General features: G+C 64.8%; 16 protein-coding genes. 10 read left to right on the top strand and 6 right to left on the bottom strand.

The window, feature by feature from the left end; genetic code table 11:
• Positions 1–8: 8 nt before the first annotated feature.
• The gene (locus tag O6X71_RS14760) at positions 9–812 is read right to left on the bottom strand and encodes an IclR family transcriptional regulator (RefSeq protein WP_353466493.1); all 804 of its coding nucleotides are present in this window, start codon (positions 810–812) and stop codon (positions 9–11) included.
• 134 nt (positions 813–946) lie between these two features.
• Positions 947–4,132: a TonB-dependent receptor gene (locus O6X71_RS14765; RefSeq protein ID WP_353466494.1), complete on the bottom strand. Its 3,186-nt coding sequence runs from the start codon at positions 4,130–4,132 to the stop codon at positions 947–949.
• Positions 4,133–4,464: 332 nt separating this feature from the next.
• Between O6X71_RS14765 and O6X71_RS14770 the strand changes: the two genes are divergently transcribed.
• Positions 4,465–6,390, top strand: coding sequence for a rhamnogalacturonan lyase (locus tag O6X71_RS14770; protein ID WP_435368496.1), 1,926 nt, complete (start codon positions 4,465–4,467; stop codon positions 6,388–6,390).
• A 12-nt stretch (positions 6,391–6,402) separates the two neighbouring features.
• Here the strand turns inward: O6X71_RS14770 and O6X71_RS14775 are convergent, their stop codons facing one another.
• The 4 genes from O6X71_RS14775 to O6X71_RS14790 are packed head-to-tail and all read right to left on the bottom strand — an operon-like array spanning position 6,403 to position 10,711.
• A complete protein-coding gene (locus tag O6X71_RS14775) occupies positions 6,403–7,704 on the bottom strand; it encodes an oligogalacturonate lyase family protein (RefSeq protein WP_353466496.1) in 1,302 nt (433 codons plus the stop codon).
• A 16-nt stretch (positions 7,705–7,720) separates the two neighbouring features.
• Positions 7,721–8,695 carry an alpha/beta hydrolase gene (locus O6X71_RS14780; protein ID WP_353466497.1) on the bottom strand — a complete coding sequence of 325 codons (975 nt, stop codon included), beginning with the start codon at positions 8,693–8,695 and terminating at the stop codon, positions 7,721–7,723.
• Between the two features lies 1 nt (position 8,696).
• A complete protein-coding gene (locus O6X71_RS14785; RefSeq protein WP_353466498.1) occupies positions 8,697–9,890 on the bottom strand; it encodes a rhamnogalacturonan acetylesterase in 1,194 nt (397 codons plus the stop codon).
• A 29-nt stretch (positions 9,891–9,919) separates the two neighbouring features.
• Positions 9,920–10,711, bottom strand: a complete 792-nt coding sequence (locus O6X71_RS14790) for a rhamnogalacturonan acetylesterase (RefSeq protein WP_353466499.1) — start codon at positions 10,709–10,711, stop codon at positions 9,920–9,922.
• 181 nt (positions 10,712–10,892) lie between these two features.
• Here O6X71_RS14790 and O6X71_RS14795 point away from each other — a divergent pair, with 181 nt between their 5' ends.
• From O6X71_RS14795 to O6X71_RS14835, 9 genes are all read left to right on the top strand, one after another.
• Entirely contained in the window at positions 10,893–11,552 is a 660-nt protein-coding gene (locus O6X71_RS14795) for a DUF6250 domain-containing protein (RefSeq protein ID WP_353466500.1), read from the top strand.
• Between the two features lie 11 nt (positions 11,553–11,563).
• On the top strand, positions 11,564–14,290 hold the full coding sequence (locus O6X71_RS14800; RefSeq protein WP_353466501.1) for a Tat pathway signal sequence domain protein: 2,727 nt from the start codon (positions 11,564–11,566) through the stop codon (positions 14,288–14,290).
• A 110-nt stretch (positions 14,291–14,400) separates the two neighbouring features.
• The gene (kduI, locus tag O6X71_RS14805; protein WP_353466502.1) at positions 14,401–15,243 is read left to right on the top strand and encodes a 5-dehydro-4-deoxy-D-glucuronate isomerase; all 843 of its coding nucleotides are present in this window, start codon (positions 14,401–14,403) and stop codon (positions 15,241–15,243) included.
• Positions 15,244–15,373: 130 nt separating this feature from the next.
• The gene (kduD, locus tag O6X71_RS14810) at positions 15,374–16,144 is read left to right on the top strand and encodes a 2-dehydro-3-deoxy-D-gluconate 5-dehydrogenase KduD (protein WP_353466503.1); all 771 of its coding nucleotides are present in this window, start codon (positions 15,374–15,376) and stop codon (positions 16,142–16,144) included.
• Between the two features lie 295 nt (positions 16,145–16,439).
• Positions 16,440–16,589 (top strand): hypothetical protein, encoded by a 150-nt coding sequence (locus O6X71_RS14815; RefSeq protein WP_353466504.1) that lies wholly within the window; start codon positions 16,440–16,442, stop codon positions 16,587–16,589.
• A complete protein-coding gene (locus O6X71_RS14820; RefSeq protein WP_353466505.1) occupies positions 16,590–16,799 on the top strand; it encodes a hypothetical protein in 210 nt (69 codons plus the stop codon).
• Positions 16,800–16,850: 51 nt separating this feature from the next.
• Positions 16,851–17,717, top strand: coding sequence for a hypothetical protein (locus tag O6X71_RS14825; protein WP_353466507.1), 867 nt, complete (start codon positions 16,851–16,853; stop codon positions 17,715–17,717).
• A gap of 29 nt (positions 17,718–17,746) precedes the next feature.
• Positions 17,747–17,953 carry a hypothetical protein gene (locus tag O6X71_RS14830; protein WP_353466508.1) on the top strand — a complete coding sequence of 69 codons (207 nt, stop codon included), beginning with the start codon at positions 17,747–17,749 and terminating at the stop codon, positions 17,951–17,953.
• Positions 17,954–17,962: 9 nt separating this feature from the next.
• Positions 17,963–18,172, top strand: coding sequence for an ion channel (locus tag O6X71_RS14835; RefSeq protein ID WP_353466571.1), 210 nt, complete (start codon positions 17,963–17,965; stop codon positions 18,170–18,172).
• Positions 18,173–18,265 lie beyond the last annotated feature (93 nt).

Raw genomic sequence — 18,265 nt, forward strand, 5'->3', positions numbered from 1 at the left:
TCTCCCAGTTAGTCGGTTGGCGGCTCGAAGCCGAGTTCGCGACTGATCGCGCCCGCGGTGCCGCGCACTTCGTCGGTCAGCGTCGTCATGCGGTCGTCGCTCATATATTGCGCGGCGCTCGACACGCTGATCGCGCCGACGATCTTGCCCGCGGCATCGCGGATCGGCGCGGCGACGCAGCGGATCTGGTCCTCGTTCTCCTCCAGATCGAACGCACGGCCGCAGGTTGCATAGCCTTGCATCCGCTCGCGCCACACATTCGCATCGGCCCTGGGCGCACCCGCCGCCTGGTCCGCGTCGAAGCGCTCCTGCCAATATTTTGGCGGAGAATCGATCATCAGCGCCTTGCCGAGCCCGGTCGAACTCAGCGGCTGGCGATCGCCGACCCGGCTCGAAATCGTGATCCGCCGCCGCCCCGGCACCTTGTCGAGATACAGCGCGAAGTCGCCGTCGAACACGCCAAGATGCACCGTGTCCTCGGTCGAGGCGGCCAGCTCCTCCAGATAGGGTCTTGCGACCTGCACCAGATCGGCCTGCGCCTGCGCAAGCGTGCCGAGCAGCAACAGCTTGGGTCCGAGCCGGTATCCGGAGCGCGGTGTGAACGCGAGATAACCGCGATCGACCAGCGCACTTAGCAGCCGGTGCGTCGTGCTCTTGGTCAGGTCGAGCTTCACCGCGAGTTCGCTCAGCGTCAGTACCTCGTGGCTGACCGCCTCGATCAGATCGAGCCCGCGCATGAGGGTCTGGCTACCGGCACCGACGCCGTTTCCGGCCGACTCCGACTTGTCGATATTCGTCGTGGAAGTGTTCATGCCCACTCCATAAGACGGCCTCCTACATGCTGGCAATCGGCGAATCTTGCGTCGATTCCGGTCACGCTACACGTCTCAAAAACCGAGAAAAAATGGCCGACCGTCTTGCGGCGGTCGGCCGAGGGGGGAGCGCTCTAGAATTTCAGCTGGAGACCGGCGAAGAACCGCTGGCCGGCGTAATAATATTCCACCGGTCGAGCCTTGTCGATGTAGCTCGCCGACGACTCCTTGTTGATGTTCTGGATCTCCATGAACAACTGGGTGTGCTGCTCGGGGAACCGGAACGTCACCTTGGCATCGAAATAGCCTTCGCCACGACGATAGATCGGGCTGTTGTCGAAGTTGACGTCGGACACGGTTTGGAGCCAGTTCGAGCGGTAGTTGTAGTTGACCCGGATGTTGAGCCAATCCTTGTCGTAGAAGATGCTGGCGTTCGCGGTCCATTTCGACAGGCCGGGATAGTCATTGAGCGGCTGACCGGTGGCGACGTTGGTCAGGTTGGTCCGGATGGCGCGTGCGTAGGTGAAGTTGCCGCTGGCCCCGAAACCATCGAACGGTGCGGGCAGGAACGTGAAGGCGGTCTGCGCGCTTCCTTCGATCCCATCGAGCAACGCGCCGAAGCCGTTGACCGGCTGGCGGACCGTAAACAGCGAGCCGTCCTGGAAGAGATCGACATCGCCGCGCGTCACGTTCGAGATGACGAAGCTCTTCTCGTATTTCTTGAAATAGCCGATGCTGATCGCGGTATCCTTGTTCGGGAACCAGCCGAGGTTCACCTCCCACTGATCGGCACGATACGGGACCAGTTCGGGATTGCCCGCGGTGCAGGCGTCCTGAAGCCCGGTGATGTCGGTCGAGTCATCGAGACAATTGACGTTCGGGACCAGATCGGTCGGCTTGGGCCGGGCGAGATTGCGGGCCCAGTTGGCGCGGAAGGTCAGGTTCGGCGTGATCTCCAGCGCGCCGTTGAACGCGGGAAGCCAATCGGTGTAGCTGTTCTTCAGCGACAGCGAGTTTGCTGCAAGCGTGACCGTTTCGATCACCGCGGGAATGCCGGGGACGCCCGTGCCGGGACGGATCCGGGTCTGGCGGCTGATGTTGGTGCCGGTGCCCGTGTCGGTCGTCTTGATATAGCGGAGGCCGGCATTGCCGCTGAACCGCATGCCCAGGACGTCCTGCTCGACATTGCCCTTCAGATACGCGGCGGCGACGGTCTCCTTGATGAACACCGCCGGAATTTGCGACTGGCCATCGGCATTGCGAACCAGATCCTGGTCGAAGCCCGACAGGTCGTAGATCTGGCCCAGCCTGTCGAAGTTGATCGTCGGGACCGACAGTTGCGACGGCAGGCCAGCGGGCGCACCCTGTAGCCCGGTGAACAGGGCAGCACCCGGCAAGCCGCCGGTATTCGCCGCGATGAACTGGGCGTACTGGGCCTGCGTCATGTAATAGGTGTTCGCGGCCCGCACGGCCGGCGGCGTATCAGTGACGACTGTGGTGTAGGAGACGTTCGCACTCGTCTGATACACGGCAGGGACGGCCGCGGCACCGGTTGACGGGTTCGCCGGAACCGCTGGCGTCAGCAGGCGCGAGCCGCCGCCGTTGTAGTTCTTATACTCCTGCCAGCGGAACTGCCCGCCATATTCGATGCTCGTCAGGAACGGCAGGTTGGTGTTCCAGTCCGCGTCGAGCTTGAGCTGGTCTTCCTTGTTGTTGTTGTCGCTCGGGCGATATTGCACGGTCGGTCCGGCCTGTCGTCCGGGTGCGTTGATCGTGCCAGGGCGGACATAGGCGCCGGTCGAATTCGGGTCGAAGTTCTCGGGGAACACGAACACCGGAATGCCAAGGTCGTTGCGACGGTCTATGGTTATCCCGCCGATGCCGGTCGAATAGGCGAGCAAGTTGGTGTCGTTGACGGTTCGCCCCGTCGAATGCGAGGCGAGCGCCTTGATCTTGAGATCGTCGAACGTCCAGTCGAACCCGGTCAGGTAATAGCGGGTGCGCTGGTCGTAGGTGAAATCGCGACGCTGGACGCCGAGAATGTTGCTGGCGCCGTTCCAGACCGGTGCAGCGGCGGTGCCGACATTGACCGAATTGAGCGCGGTCAGTGCGCTGGTGACGACGTGGTTCTCGCTGGTCGAGGTGCCCGCGGTGATCTGCGGACGCGACGTCCCGCCGTTCAGTCCGACCGGCAGCGCGGCGTCGTAGTTGAAGCGCTCGAAACGGCCGAGATCGAGCGAGTAGTTGACGTCGTTGAACTGCTGCTTGCGGTTGGTGATGATCGCTTCGGCGAACGCGCGGAAGTTCGGCGCGAATTCATACTGGACCTGGAGATCGGCGGACAGGCGCTGGTCGTCGATCCGGCGCTGGCGCAGGCGCGGGACGGTCGGGACCCAGTCGAAGAACTGCGTCTCGCACGCCAGCCGCCGCGTCGTCGCGGCCGCGGCATTCGCCCCACCGACTCCTGCGCAACTGCCATAGGTATTGAAATTGGCATAAGCGGGGTTGGCGATGGTCTTCTCGTCAGAGCGGTCGAAATCCGCGATCCGCTTCCAGTTGGTATTGCTGATATAGTCCTGGCGAAGCTGCTTCTTCTCGTAGTTGACGGTGCCGAGGATGCCGAGGCCGTCGAGTAGGAAATGGGGTGTCCCGAAGATGCCGGTGAGGCGGGGACGCCATTTCTGTGCGGTGTCGAGATGTTGCGCGGAGGCCACTGCGCTGAGAAGTGGCTTTGCCAGTTCGAGTGGGCGGCGCGTCTCGACGCTGACCGTGCCGCCGAGGCCGCCTTCGGTCAGGTCGGCGCTATAGCCCTTGTAGACGTCGATCGACTTGACGAGTTCGGTCGCGAGATCGCGCAGATCGCCCGAGCGGCTGCCATCGGCGCTGGCCTGGGTGACGCCGTTGATCTCGATGCGGTTGAGATCGGGTTCGACGCCGCGGATCGATACTGCCGTGCCTTCGCCAAAATCACGGCTGAGTTGGACGCCGGTGATGCGGGCCAGCGAGTCACCGAGGTTCTTGTCGGGGAAGCTGGCGATGTCGTCGGCCACGATCGAGTCGACCACGGTGCCGGCCTTGCGCTTGCGGGCGATCGCCGATTGAAGCGAGGCGCGCGTGCCGACGACGAGGATGTCTTCCGAGGTCGCGCCGTCCGGCAGGGTCGCGTCGGGCGCGGGCTTCTGTGCGGGTTGCGCAACGTCTGTCGCGGGCGTCGTAGGCGCGGTTGTCTGGGCGGTAGCGGCGGTCGCCGAACCCAGCATCAGCGCCAGTGCAGACGTCGTGATCGCCAGATTGCGCACCGAACAAGTGTGAAGTGTCATCATATTTCCCCCGAAAGACGTTCCGGGCGGCGACGCGTGCGGTAGCCGGCCCATCGTGAAGTTACCATGCTAGGTGGCTGGGCTAGCCGGCTGGGCGCGTCGACAAGGCACGGGTGCGGCAGGCCTTGCGGCATGTTGCGCGATCGATTTTGTGCTGGGTCCAGTCATCATCATCCCCTCGTCTCGGCGCGGCCATTACCGTCGCCAGTGCCGGTTCAATGACCGACGAAAAACCATATTGTGAAGCTCTGTCCCGTTTATTAGTTTGCCATTTCCTGAAGGGCAATCATAATAATTGGGATAAGTGCGATAATTGGCACGCCGCGATGGAGATGATGATGACGATAGGCAGCCGCGCGTTTCTGGCGCTCTTGGTCGGTGTTGCGACGCCCGCGCTCGCGGCATCTCCGTACCGCGCGGTAGAGCGGCTCGATCGCGGCGTCGTCGCCACGCCCGCAAAGGACGGCGGCTGGCTTATCAGCTGGCGGCTGTTGCGGGACGATCCGTCCGCGACCCGCTTCGACGTCTATCGCGACGGCCGCAAGATCACGCCGCAACCCCTCGCCGACGCGACGTCATTCGTTGATCGGCAGGGTAATGATCGCGCCCGCTATACCATTCGCTCTATCGTCGGCGGGAAGGCAGCAGCACCGAGTGCCCCCGCGCTGATGGCACCGAACGGATATCTGTCGATCCCGCTCGTGCCCCCGCCCGGCGGGACGACGCCCGACGGCGACGCGTTCACTTATACCGCCAACGATGCCAGCGTCGGCGACCTCGATGGCGATGGGCGCTACGAGCTGATCCTGAAATGGGACCCGACCAACAGTCACGACAACAGCCAGGCGGGCTACACCGGCAACGTCTTCGTCGATGCCTACACGCTTGAGGGTAAGCGGCTCTGGCGGATCGACCTTGGTCGTAACATCCGCGCTGGCGCGCATTACACGCAGTTCCAAGTCGCCGACTACGACGGGGACGGCCGCGCCGAAATCGCGATGAAGACTGCGGACGGCACCGTCGATGGCGTCGGCACGATCATTGGCGATGCGAAGGCGGACTGGCGCGGTCGCGACGGCGAAGTCCCGCAACCGGACAAGACTGGCGCGAAGCTGCTGGCGGACGGCACCAAGGTCGCTCCGCTCGTCGGACGTATCCTGAAAGGCCCGGAGTATCTGACGGTGTTCGATGGCCGCTCCGGCAAGGCGCTCGCTACCGCGCCCTATGATCCGCCGCGCTATCCCGGCGGTAATCCAAGCTTCGACCAGATGCGCGAGACCTGGGGCGATGGATATGCCAACCGGTCCGACCGGTTCCTTGCGGGTACGGCCTATCTGGATGGACGGCATCCCAGCATGATCTTCGGTCGGGGCTATTATGCGCGCACCGCGATCGCCGCGTGGGATTATCGCGGTGGCAAGCTGACCAAGCGCTGGCTGTTCGACAGCGCGGAGCCGGGTAAAGCCGACTATGCCGACCGCGGCAACCATCAACTCAGCATCGCCGATGTCGACGGCGATGGCCGCGACGAGGTGATCTATGGCTCGATGGCGGTCGACGACGACGGCAAGGGATTGTGGACCGTGCCGCTGTTCCACGGCGATGCGATGCATCTCGCCGATCTCGATCCACTGCGTCCGGGGCTCGAGAAATGGGGCGTGCACGAACAGGTGAAGACCAATGGCGGGATCGGCTCGGCGCTGCTTGATGCGCGCACCGGCTCGATCCTGTGGACCAAGCCAGCCGATACCGATACCGGCCGCGGGCTCGCCGCGGATATCGATCCGCGCCATGTCGGGGCCGAGCTGTGGGGCTCGAACAGCCGCGACCTGTTCGACGTGAAGGGCAACGCGATTGGTCCGGCGCCGCGCCAGACCAACTTCGCGCTCTATTGGGACGGTGACCTGCTCCAGGAACTGCTCGACGGGACGACGATCAGCAAATGGAACTGGAAGACAGGTACCGCCTCGCCGTTGCTGCATCCGGAGGGCATCGCGTCGGACAACGGCACCAAATCCAACCCCGCACTACAGGCCGACATTCTCGGCGACTGGCGCGAGGAGGTCGTTTGGCGCTCGGCGGACAACCGCGAACTGCGCATCTACGTCACACCGTATCCGACGACCCACCGGCTCGTCACGCTGATGCAGGACCCGGTCTATCGCGCGGGCGTCGCGTGGCAGAACACCGCCTATAACCAGCCGCCGCATCTCGGCTATTTTCTGGGAAGCCTCACGCCGTCGGACGACGCCGACTGAGGGTGCCGGCCGTCAGGGTTGGACCTTGGCGGTCTCCACTGCGTAGATCGCCGCCTTGCCCTCGATGTTCGCGCGGAAGATCAGCCATTTCCCGTCTGGCGAAAAGCGCGCGTTAGGCTCCAGCTTGTAATCCTGCTTGCCCATGTCGACGAGTTTCTCCGCGGCGAAGGTTCCCGCTTCGATCAGGCTGTCGGCATTGTCGGCGCGAATCCCGGCGACATCGGGAACCGGCTTCGGACGGAAGAGGTACATCCATTTTCCGTCGGGGGCGTGCGCGACCATCTCGCTATCGCCGCCGTCGCCCGAGAACAGTGTCTGGTCCGCTGAGACGTTATAGTGGACCGACCATTCGTTGCGGTCGAGATGATACCAACGGCGCTTGGCGGTGGCGACGTCGTAGCCGGCGAGCCAGAAATCCTCGCCGCGCGGCGTCTGCAGATCGTACCAGATCGTCTTGCCGTCGGGCGACCAGAATTCGTGGCCGGCGATCTCCATGTTCATCGTCCGAGTGTGAACCTTGGTCATCTGGCTGCCATCGGTGCGAATGGTCCAGATCCGATCGACGCGGTGCCACGGTCCCTCATGGCAATACATCAGTAGCGTCGGGTCGGTCGGCGAGAATTGCAGGTGGTTGAGCCAGTCGGTCGCCTTCACCACGCTGCGCCGCTGCCCGGTCGTCACGTCGATGGTGAAGATCTCCATCGGGATCTTGGCGTCGAGCCGCTGGTTCAGCCGGAATTCCTTGGCATCGGCATAGACCATCGGCCGGCCGTCGGGCCAGTTCGCCGCGTATGCCGTCTGTCCGGTCTTGATATCGACGCCCGCCGCGTTGGGCTGGAGCGGCATGTCGCGCGAGGCGACCTGCCCGGCGAGCAATGTCTCGTCGGCGTTGAGCGTATCGATCCGGCTGCCCTTCGGCACCACCGCGATCTTGCGGACCTTGGCCGTATCGATGTCGGCGGCATAGATCGTGATCGGCGCGTCGTCGCCACCCTTGGCCTGTTCGGAGAAATACGCGGTGCGTGTCTTGTGACCGGCGAACAGCAGGTGAGCGCCCGGCCGGTGCAGCAAGGATCTGACCGCCCATGTCTTCGTATCCGCCACCGAGATACCGTCGGCAGTCTGGAATATCATCAGGTCGCCCTGCGGCGTGTAGGCGTTGTAGTTGAAATAGAGCGCGTAATTGCCGGGTGCGTCGGACAGCCGAAGGACCTTGTGGCCGGTCTTGGCGTCGATCCACGACGCGGGCGCCGCCGCGATCGAGGGCGCGGCGACGGCGAGCGCGATGCTCAGCCCGAATACAGTGTTTCGCATCGTCAGATCCTTGTCGTCACGCAGGCCAGCCATGGTCGCGCGACCAGGCCAGGAAAAGGTCCATCCACGGTATCGGCGTGCCGTCGCGGTGCGGGGCAGGCGGGCCATGGCCACCTTTTTCGAACATCAACAATTCCGTGGGGATCTTGGCGGCATGCAGCGCTTCGTACAGCAGGATACTGTTCCGCGCCGGCACCGCGGGATCGTCGGCGTTCGCCATCACGAAGCTCGGCGGCATGTCGGCCGGGAGATCCAGCTGTGTCGAATAGCGGCGCTGCCACACGGAATCTGCGGCATGCGCGCCGAGCAATTCGCGGCGCGATTGCGCATGCACGCCGTCATCGAGCATCGTCACGACGGGAAAGAACATCCCCGCGATAGCAGGCTTTGCGGACAGGTGATCGGCCATGTCGATCGGCGCGTAGCTCGGCATGGCCGACCGGGACGCCAGCCGCGCCGCGAGATGCCCGCCAGCGGAGAAGCCTGTGACGGCAACGCGCGCCGGGTCGACCGTCCAGCGCGTGCCCGCACCCGCGCGGATCACGCGCATCGCCCGCTGCGCATCCTGCAACGGCGCATCTGGTCCCGCGGCCCAGCCATCGTGCGGCAGGCGATAGAGCAGCTCGAAGGCGGTGATCCCGCGCGCCGCGAAATCGCGCGCGATGCCGCCGCCGGTCCGGCCAACCGCTACGCGCGCGTAACCGCCGCCCGGACAGATCAGCACCGCCGCGCCGTTGGGCTTCTCCGGCCGCACCACCGTCAGCATCGGCGCTGCGACATGCGGCCAGGCGATGTCGTCCGCCGCACCGGTCGGCGAACGCTTGACCCACTGGTCGACGACCGCCGGTGTCGGGGCTCCGGGTGCCGCACTAGGCCAGAGCGCAAACCTCTCCACCGCAAGCTTCGTATCTTGAGCGAATGCGCGGAGCGGCAGCAGGCTGGCGAGCCCACTGGCGAGACCACCGGCCAGGATCGTACGTCGCGTGGTCATCTCAGTTTCCGTCCGGTCGGGTGGAATCATGCGCCACGCTCGGCGCAAGCCGGAACGTGGCAGGGTCGGGCGGATGGCCTGCGTCGAATGCTGTCAGGTCCGGCTTCAGATGCTCGGCGAGCGGCAGTTTCGCGGTAGCAATGCCCGCCGCTACCGCCCGCGCGAGCACCCACGCGCCGTAATTGTCGTGATGCGTCGCGTCCTTGCCGCCATCGTTGAATGCGAGCGGCGCGCGGGCCGGTCCGAGCGCTTCGTAGAAACGGATGCTCGCGGCATTCAGGTCGATCACTGGCACGCGCAATTCCGCGCCGACCGCCTTCACCGCCGCGGCATACTCCGCGAGGGTCGGGCGGATATTCTCGCCCGCCCACATCCGCCGCTCTGGCGAGGTCACGAGCACAGGGTCGACGCCCCGACGCCGAAACTCCGCGATCCACGCGCGGAGGTAATCCCGATAGGTCGTCTCGGCAGCGGCGTAGGTCTGCGGCCACTGCGTTTTCTGGTCGTTATGCCCGAACTGGATCAGCGCCCAGTCGCCCGGCTTCGCGGACTCCAGCACCTTGGCGAAGCGCAATTCGGTCATGAACGACTTCATCGTCTCGCCCGATTCCGCGTGATTGGCGACAGCGATGTCCGGACGGAAGAATGCGGGGAGCATCTGCCCCCAACTCGCAGCAGGCTCGGCCGGCTGATCGGTGACGGTGGAGTCGCCGAGCAGGAATATCGTCGGCACCGTGATCGGCTCGATCGTGATCGCAGTCACGCCGAGCTTCGTGCCTAGTATTTCCAGCGACAACCGGTCGTCCCAACTGAACGAACCGTGCTCGCGTGGCTTGAGCAGCACCGCGGTCCCACCCGGCGCGTTCAGCGGCGGCGGGGTGAGTGCGGCATCACGGACGTTGACGACGAAGCTCTGCGTTATCGACCGCCCCGCCGGCACGACGACCGTATCGAGCATCAACCGTCGCGACTCCGCCTTGATACTGGTGTCGGTACGCATCTTGGGCAGGCCGAGAGTCACCGTCACCCGATAATTACCTGGCGGGACCGCAACCGAGAACAGCGCGGGGCTGCCGCCCTCGAAACCGAAGCCGTCCGCATAAGCGCGCCCGGCTGCCACCGAGACGGCGTCCTTTGGGGCCGCGCCACCACCGAACACGAACCTCCGTACCTGCGCTTCGGCCGCCGTACTCATCAAAGCAAATCCCAGAGCCAGCGCACCGATCAGCCGCACGATGGGCCACCCGCCGGCGTCGCACGCGTCAGGGCAGGAGTCCCAGGTGTCACGTACCGCGCGATCGGCAGCTTCAGACGATGGAGCCCGGTCGCCACCAGATCGGCAACCCGCCGTGCGCCGATTTCGCTGAAATGCGTGTCGTCGGCCACGCCGGTGGGATAGCCGGGCGCTCCCGCTGCGCCGCTGTAATGCAAATAATAGCCCTTCGCCGCGTCGGCCCCGGCCGCCTGCACCCAGGCCTGTGACGTCTTGCCGAGATCGATCAGCGGCGTCCGCGTCTCATGCGCCACCTGTCGCGCCGCGTCGGCATAGGTCGGAAAGCTCGGTTGCTCGACCCCGTCCTTGAAGTCGCGCCGCGCGACCGGAGTCAGGATCACCGCCTTCGCACCCGCATGGCTGGCGACATCCAGAAAGCGGCGGAGGTTCGCGCGATACTGCTCGATAGTCGTAAAGCGTTCGGGCTTGTCGACACTCGCATCGTTGTGACCGAACTGGATCAGCAGCGTATCGCCTTTCCGCAGGTCCGCGGCGATCTTGTCGAGCCGCCCCTCGCGGATGAAGCTGTTGGTGCTGCGCCCACCGATCGCGCGGTTCTCGACGCTGACGTTTGGCGCCACGGCGCATCGCAGCATCGTGCCCCAACCCGACTGCGGATAGCGATCCGCCTTGTAGTCCTGTGCGGTCGAGTCGCTGGCGATGAAGATCCGCATCGGGGCAGGGGCGGCTCCCATGATCGCAGGCGCAACCAGAGCGATGGCTATCAACAGGCCGTTCTTCACCCACTCTCTCCCGCGTCTTCTTTCCCGCATGATGCAACGACGTTCCGGAAAGAGCAACCGGCATCTCGATGAAATAACCATCATGTGGAATGCACAACTAATATTCGGCACGAACTTGGCGGCGGCGATTTCGCGGCCTATGCAATGGCGGAGCGCGATGACAGCGCACGGGGAGGGCAGCATGCGCTTGAATGCACGGCTTCATATCGCAGCGGGCATCCTGGCCAGCGTGCCGTCGACGTCGATCGCCCGGCAGCCGCTCGCCGATTGGGTCGTCGAAGCCGAAGACCCCGCGGCGCAAGTCACCGAACGCGCCGGGATCATCGACATCGATACCGCCAAGGGCCTCACGCTGTGGTGGCGCAAACCCATCGCCGGACCGGTCGTCATCCGGTTCGACGCGATGGCGGTGTCCGAAGGCGGCGCGAACGACACAGTCAGCGACCTCAACGCTTTCTGGATGACGCACGAAGACGATGGCGGATCGGTGCTCGCCCACCGTCGCAGTGGCGCGTTCGCGGACTATGACAACCTGCGCACATACTATGTCGGCATCGGCGGCAACCGGAACACCACAACGCGCTTCCGCCGCTATATCGGCCGCGCCGGCGATCGGCCGCTGCTGCCCCAGCACGACAAGCGCGATGCCACCGAGATGCTCGTACCCAATCGCTGGACGACGATCCGGCTGATCGCGGACGGGCGGACAGTGGCGGTCGAGCGCGACGGGCGGCGTGTGTTCACGCTCGACGATCCCGCACCCTATGCGTCCGGCCAGTTCGGGCTCCGGACCACGTGGAGCCACCTGCGCATCCGCCACCTGTCGATCACGCGCCGCTGATGGAGACGATCATGACCCCAATGAACCCTACGCGGCGCGATACGCTGAAGGTCGCACTGCTCGGCGGTGCGACCGCGTTGCTGCCGGTCCGGCTCGATGCTGCGCCTGCGCCTGCGTTCCAGTCTGCCCCGATCCGCTGGATCGACGGGGCAGCGCCGACGATGCACATGGGGCAGACGTTCGGCGTCGCGTGGCCGCGCGGCGTGCTGAAGCGCAACACCGCGCTCGCGGTTCGCACGGTCGACGGCGCCGACATACCAGTACAGACCTGGACCACTGCGACCTGGCCCGACGGTTCGATCAAGTGGACCGCCCACGCGATACCTGCCGATGTCGCGCCCGCTGGCCTGATCGTCACGCGCGGTCGGGCGACGGCACCAGCGCGCGCGGTGAAGGTCACCGGGTCGACCGATGCGGTGGTCATCGACGTCGGCGACCTGCGCTGGGAGATCGGTCGCACCGGCCCCGCATTGGTCCGCTCGGCCAGGCAGTCCGGGAAGCCCGTGCTCGGTGCGGTTTCTCTCGTCGGTTCGGTAAAGTCCGACCCGCTCCACGGCGAACCCGTGTCGTTCGCCGGCGAGATCGAAAAGGTCACCATCGAGCAACGAGGCCCCGTCCGGGCTGTCATCAAGATCGAGGGACGTCACGTTGTGGGTCATCGCCGCTGGCTCCCGTTCACCGTGCGCCTCTACGCCTATGCCGGATCGGCGGCGTTGCGGATCGTCCACAGCTTCGTGTTCGACGGCAATGCGGGGCACGACTTCCTCGCGAGCCTGGGCGTACAGGCGTCCGTCCCGATGCGTGGCGCACTCCACGATCGCCACGTCCGCATCGCCACCGACGGCCAGATGTTCGCCGAGGGCGTCCGGCCGCTGACCGGCCTGCGTCGCGACCCCGGCCGAGCATTCCGCGAGGCACAAGTTGCAGGCCGCGCGACGCCACCGCTGGCGACGATGGCACCATCGGTCCGCGACACGCTCGACCGGATCCCCGCCTGGGGCGACTTCCGTCTAGAACAGCCCAACGCCAATGGCTGGCAACTGACCAAGCGGACCGCACCGGGGCAGGGCTGGATCGATGCCGACGAGGGCGCGCGGGCGCCGGGTCTTGCGTATGTCGGCGGTCCCGACGGTGGCGTCGCGCTCGGCCAGCGCTATTTTTGGCAGCGTCACCCGACCGCGCTTCACATCGATGGTGCAGACCACGACACCGCGCAGTTGACCGCTTGGCTATGGTCGCCCGAGGCGCCAGCGATGGACCTGCGTCCCTATCACGGCGCGATGGGGATGGAGGGATTTGCCGCGCAAAACGAGGGGCTGTCCATCACCTATGAGGATTACGAGCCCGGCTGGGACGACGCATCCGGCATCGCGCGCACCAGTGAACTGACGCTATGGGCCTTGCCCGCGACGCCCGACACCGTGACGCTCGCGCAGATGGCGAAGGCCCAAGTGACACCGCCGCAATTGATGGCGAGCCCCGAGCATCTCCACGCCGCGCACGTGTTCGGCGATTGGAGCCTGCCCGATCGCTCGACGTCGAACCGCACCGCGATCGAGAACCAGCTCGACAATTTGATCGATTTCTACGCTGGTGAAGTGGACCGCCGGTCCTGGTACGGGTTCTGGAACCACGGCGACATCATGCATACCTATGACAGCGACCGGCATCGCTGGCGGTACGACATCGGCGGGTTCGCGTGGGACAACAGCGAGCTCTCGCCCGACCTGTGGCTCTGGTATTCGGTCCTGCGCACCGGCAACGCGGAGGCGTTCCGCTTTGCCGAGGCGATGACCCGCCACACCGGCGAGGTCGACGTGTATCATGGCGGGCGTTTCGCCGGCATGGGCACGCGCCACGGCGTCCAGCACTGGAGCGACAGCTCCAAACAGCCGCGCGTCAGCAACGCCAGCTATCGCCGCATCTTCTATTATCTGACCGCGGACGAGCGTGTCGGCGACCTGATGCGCGACCTGCTCACCTCCGACCAAACGCTCCAGCAGGTCGAGATCGGGCGGAAGGTGCCGGGGGCGAAGAAGCCGGTATTGCCGACGGGAACGATCGAGATGACCTTCGGCACGACCTGGTGCCCGCTCGCTGCGGCGTGGCTGACCGAATGGGAGCGGACCGGCGACTCCCGCTGGCGCGACCGGATCGTCGCGGGGCTTGATAGCATAGGGCGCCTGCCGCACGGCTGGATGACCGGCAGCGCGCCGTTCGATCTCGCCTCGGGCCGGTTCGTCGACCAGAATCGCGGTATCCGGCTCTCGCATCTCAACGCGGTATTCGGCGCTGTCGAGGTGAGTTCCGAACTCATCCGCCTGCTCGATGTGCCGCGCTATCGGACAGTCTGGCTCGACTATTGTCGCTGGTACAACGCGCCCCAGGCCGAATATCTGGCAAAGTTCGGCGCACCGTTTGGCCCGCGCAACTTACGCGAGGCGCATTCGCGGCTCACCGCATACGTCGCGCACGAAACGCAGGATGCGACGCTCGCTGCCCGGGCGGCGGGCGAATTCCTGTCCGGTGATGCAGGGCTTGGCACATGGCCGAGCGATCCGCGGCATACCGAAGGGCACGTCACCGAATGGCCCGGCGTCTCGACCAACGCGTCCGCGCAATGGGGTCTCGCCGCAATCCAGTGTCTGGCATTAATCCCCGAAGCGCTCGACCGCGCGACCATCCAATCGCCGGAGACATTGGGCAAACGCCGTCTCGGCGACGCCGGCCGCGACTGATTGATAAATCCCGTATTGTGGTCACTTGCGCCAAAATATGCGGAGCGGTATCGGTTCTACCAACTGAGGTGTCGCTTCCGGCATCCATCTCTCGGCCATCGGAGTCCCGCATGTACGAACGCACCTATTACGCTACGCATCCCGACATGATGGAGTGCGTCTCCAACGACGAACTGCGCGATCGCTACCTGATCCAGGACCTGTTCCGCGACGGTGAATGCGTGCTCAACTACACGCACGCCGAGCGCTTCGTGATCGGCGGCGTCGCCGTCGCGAGTGGAGCTGTGAAACTGCCTGACCAGACCGACCCTGCGTCGGCGGCCGGGCATCCGTTCCTCGAACGTCGCGAACTCGCGGTCGTCAACGTCGGCAAGGTCGGCGGGACCGTCACGGTCGACGGCGAGACGTTCACGCTCGGCAACAAGGATTGCCTGTACGTGACGATGGGCGCCAAGGACGTGCAGTTTTCCGGCGACGGCGCGCGCTTCTATCTGGCGTCTTGCCCGGCGCACAAGGCGTTCACGACGCGGGTCATCTCGGTCGGTGATGCGACCACGCTGGAACGCGGTTCGCTTGAGGACTCGAACGAGCGGACGATCTACCAGATGGTCATTCCGGGCATCTGCGACAGCGCGCAGCTCGTCATGGGCCTCACCGTCCTGAAGCCCGGCTCGGTCTGGAACACGATGCCGCCGCACATCCACGAGCGTCGCAGCGAAATCTATTTCTACTTCGAGCTCGACGATCTCGAGAAGGATCGCGTGTTCCACTACATGGGCGAGGGCGAGGCGACCCGCCACATCGTGTTGGCGAACGAGGAAGCGGTCATCAGTCCACCTTGGTCGATCCACATGGGCTCGGGCACCAAGGCTTATGCGTTCATCTGGGCGATGGCCGGTGAGAACCAGGATTATACCGACATGAACGTCCTGGATATCTGCCAGCTCGCGTAACCGACTTTCTCCCCTTCCCGCTTGCGGGAGGGGGCAGGGGGTGGGCACGCGCTCACCTCGATCGATCCGCGTGAGGAAAGCGCGAGCCCACCCCCGGCCCCTCCCGTATACGGGAGGGGAGGAGACAAGCATGACCACTCCTTCCGTATCTGGCCCCTTCGACCTGACCGGCAAGGTGGCCATCGTTACTGGCGCCAACACTGGCATCGGCCAAGCCATCGCCCTCGCGCTTGCTACCGCCGGCGCGGATGTCGCCTGTGTCGGCCGCACGCCCGCCGAAGACACCGTCGCGCAGATCCGTGCGCTCGGACGCAAGGCGGAGATCGTCTCCGCCGACCTCTCGACGATCGAACCGGTCCAGCGCGTCGTCGACGAGACGGTCCAGAAGCTCGGTGGTCTAGACATCCTGATCAACAACGCCGGCATCATCCGCCGCGCCGACGCGGTCGACTTCACCGAAGCCGACTGGGACGCGGTGATCGACACCAACCTCAAATCGGTGTTCTTCCTGTGCCAGGCCGCCGGTCGCCACATGATCGCGAACGGTGGCGGCAAGATCGTCAACATCGCCTCGATGCTGACCTTCCAGGGCGGCATCCGCGTGCCGAGCTATACCGCGTCGAAGTCGGGGATCGGCGGCCTCACCAAGCTGCTGGCGAACGAGTGGGCGAGCAAGGGCATCAACGTCAACGCGATCGCACCGGGCTACATCGCGACGAACAACACCGCGGCGCTACAGGCCGACGAGGTGCGCAACAAGTCGATCATGGACCGCATTCCCGCAGGCGCATGGGGCGAGGCGTCCGATCTCGGCGGCGCGGCGGTGTTCCTGTCGTCGGCAGCGGCAAAATATGTCCAGGGGCATATCCTGGCGGTCGATGGTGGCTGGCTCGCACGATAAGCTTTCGCTTTGATGCAGCGGCTGACGTGGGACGGCGTCGCGCTGCACGCCGGTGGTCTCCTGAGCTATTCGAAAAGCCATGGGCGCATGCATCTACCTAGGGATTTTCGCGCGACCTTCTCGGTATCATGGCCCTTGGGGCAACCGTCGTGATCGATGGTAATGCGGCGGATCATGTGCGCACGACGGACGCAGCCTGCTCGCCCCGTTCGACGGTAAGGGGCGGCGGGTCGAACGAGCATTTCTGAATGGTCAGCAGTTACGCTGGACTCCAAATCGGTCACCTACCGGGCCTATGACGATTGCCGTCTCGAAATCCGATGGCGAGGTCGTCGTGATGCGCAACGATATCGAGATCGGTCGAAGCGTGGCGAAGGTGAACGACGATGATAAGGGCAGCCACGTTATCACGCTGACGAAGGCCCCAGATGGCGAACCGCGCTGAGTGTATATCGGTTTGCCAGGTCACGAAGAGGAGGCCGGGCATCCGCTCGACGAGGCGGTGATCAACCGGCTCCGGCTACCACGCGGTTTCTATGACGCGGTGCGCCTGGCCCTTCGGCCGGGGACCACGATTCTCATTACCCAGTCGCGCGTCGGCACGAGTGGCGGCGAACCGCTCACGGTTATGGACGCGGTCGTACCGCAACCGTAAAATGTCCGCGTCTCGCCGGAAAGCGGGAGCGGGACGAATAGGGGAAATCACGTGTCGGTCATAAAACGCTCAACTGGCTGCACCGTTTCGCTTCTGCTCTCGACCTTCGCGCCTGCCATAGCCGCGGCACAGTCCACCGGCCTTGAGGACATGGTCGGCGCACGCGCTGGCCAAGCCGAAGCCGAGCTCCAGCGTCGCGGCTACGCCAACATCCGGGCCGAGAAGGGCGACGATCGTAGCTACACCTATTGGTGGAACGCCAATCGCCGCCAGTGCGTGATTATCGCGACGATGGACGGTCGTTACAACTCGATCCAGCCGACGCCGCCGCCCGATTGCCGAAAGCCCGCGAGCCTTAGGCCCACGCCAGGGTATCCGACTCCGCTCCCCAGTAGATCCCAACCCGGCTATCAGCCCGATCCCGGCTATTCGCGGCCTTCGTATCGCCCCGGCGACAACCAGCCCGGCTATCCCGCAGGCGGTCCGATAGTTGGCGGCAGGCCCGTAAGTCTCGGCTTGGTCTGCTTCGGTGACGGCTCGAAAAACGGCATTGCAAGCGGTACGACGTGGATGTGGAACCGCGACCGGGACCGCTACGAATATGGCACCTACAACCAGACGACCCGCGAAGTCTTCGATGCGTCGCTGATGGTGCAGACATGGGACGGTGGCGGGCGCATCCGCCTGCCGCGATCGCTGATCCCGCCGATCAACTCACGCGGCAGCAATGGCTGGTGGGACCTCTACGACGTTGTCACCGGTCCCGACGTTATCCGAGCAACCTACCGTCTGAATGGGCTGAACAAGCCGCGCGTCGTGATCGACCGCCGGACCGGGCGGATTACCGTGCAGGGAACCGCAAGCTACGGCTTCCGTGGCTCGTGCGACACGATCGGTCGGGAAACGCGCAAATTCTAGGCGTCGTGCCGGGCGGTGGTAATTTCGCGATGCTGATCGAACTCGCCCTCGCAACGGTGCTCGTCGTGACGACGGCCATCTTTCATGGCCTGGGCCTGCTCGTGATCGGGCGCTCATTGCGCGCATTCGACCGCGGCAGCGTCGACGTGAAACTCTATCCTTTGTCACGAACCGGTGCCGCCTACACCAGCGCGGCCGTTCTCGGCCTGTTGGCGTTAGCCGGCATCGAGATCTAGTTCTACGCGATCGTCTATCTCGTGATCAGCGCGACGGCGACATTGGCCGCGTCAGTGTATTTCTCGACCATCACTTACGCAGTAATCGGCTTTTCCGACACGGCACTAGCCGCCCCGTGGCGGCTAGTCGGTGCAATCGAGGGGATCAATGGCGTGATGCTGCTCGGCTGGTCCGTTGCATTCCTAGTAGCAGAATTGCAGCGGGTGCGGCGCCGGTGAATTGCCGGCCAGAAGGACACCTTACGGGTGGGTACGTAGATCGGACCCGGTTATGCCGCAGCGTGTGCGAAGCGATCGGTTAGCGACTGTCTC

Source organism: Sphingomonas faeni (assembly GCF_040407505.1).
Classification (GTDB): Bacteria; Pseudomonadota; Alphaproteobacteria; order Sphingomonadales; family Sphingomonadaceae; genus Sphingomonas; species Sphingomonas faeni_E.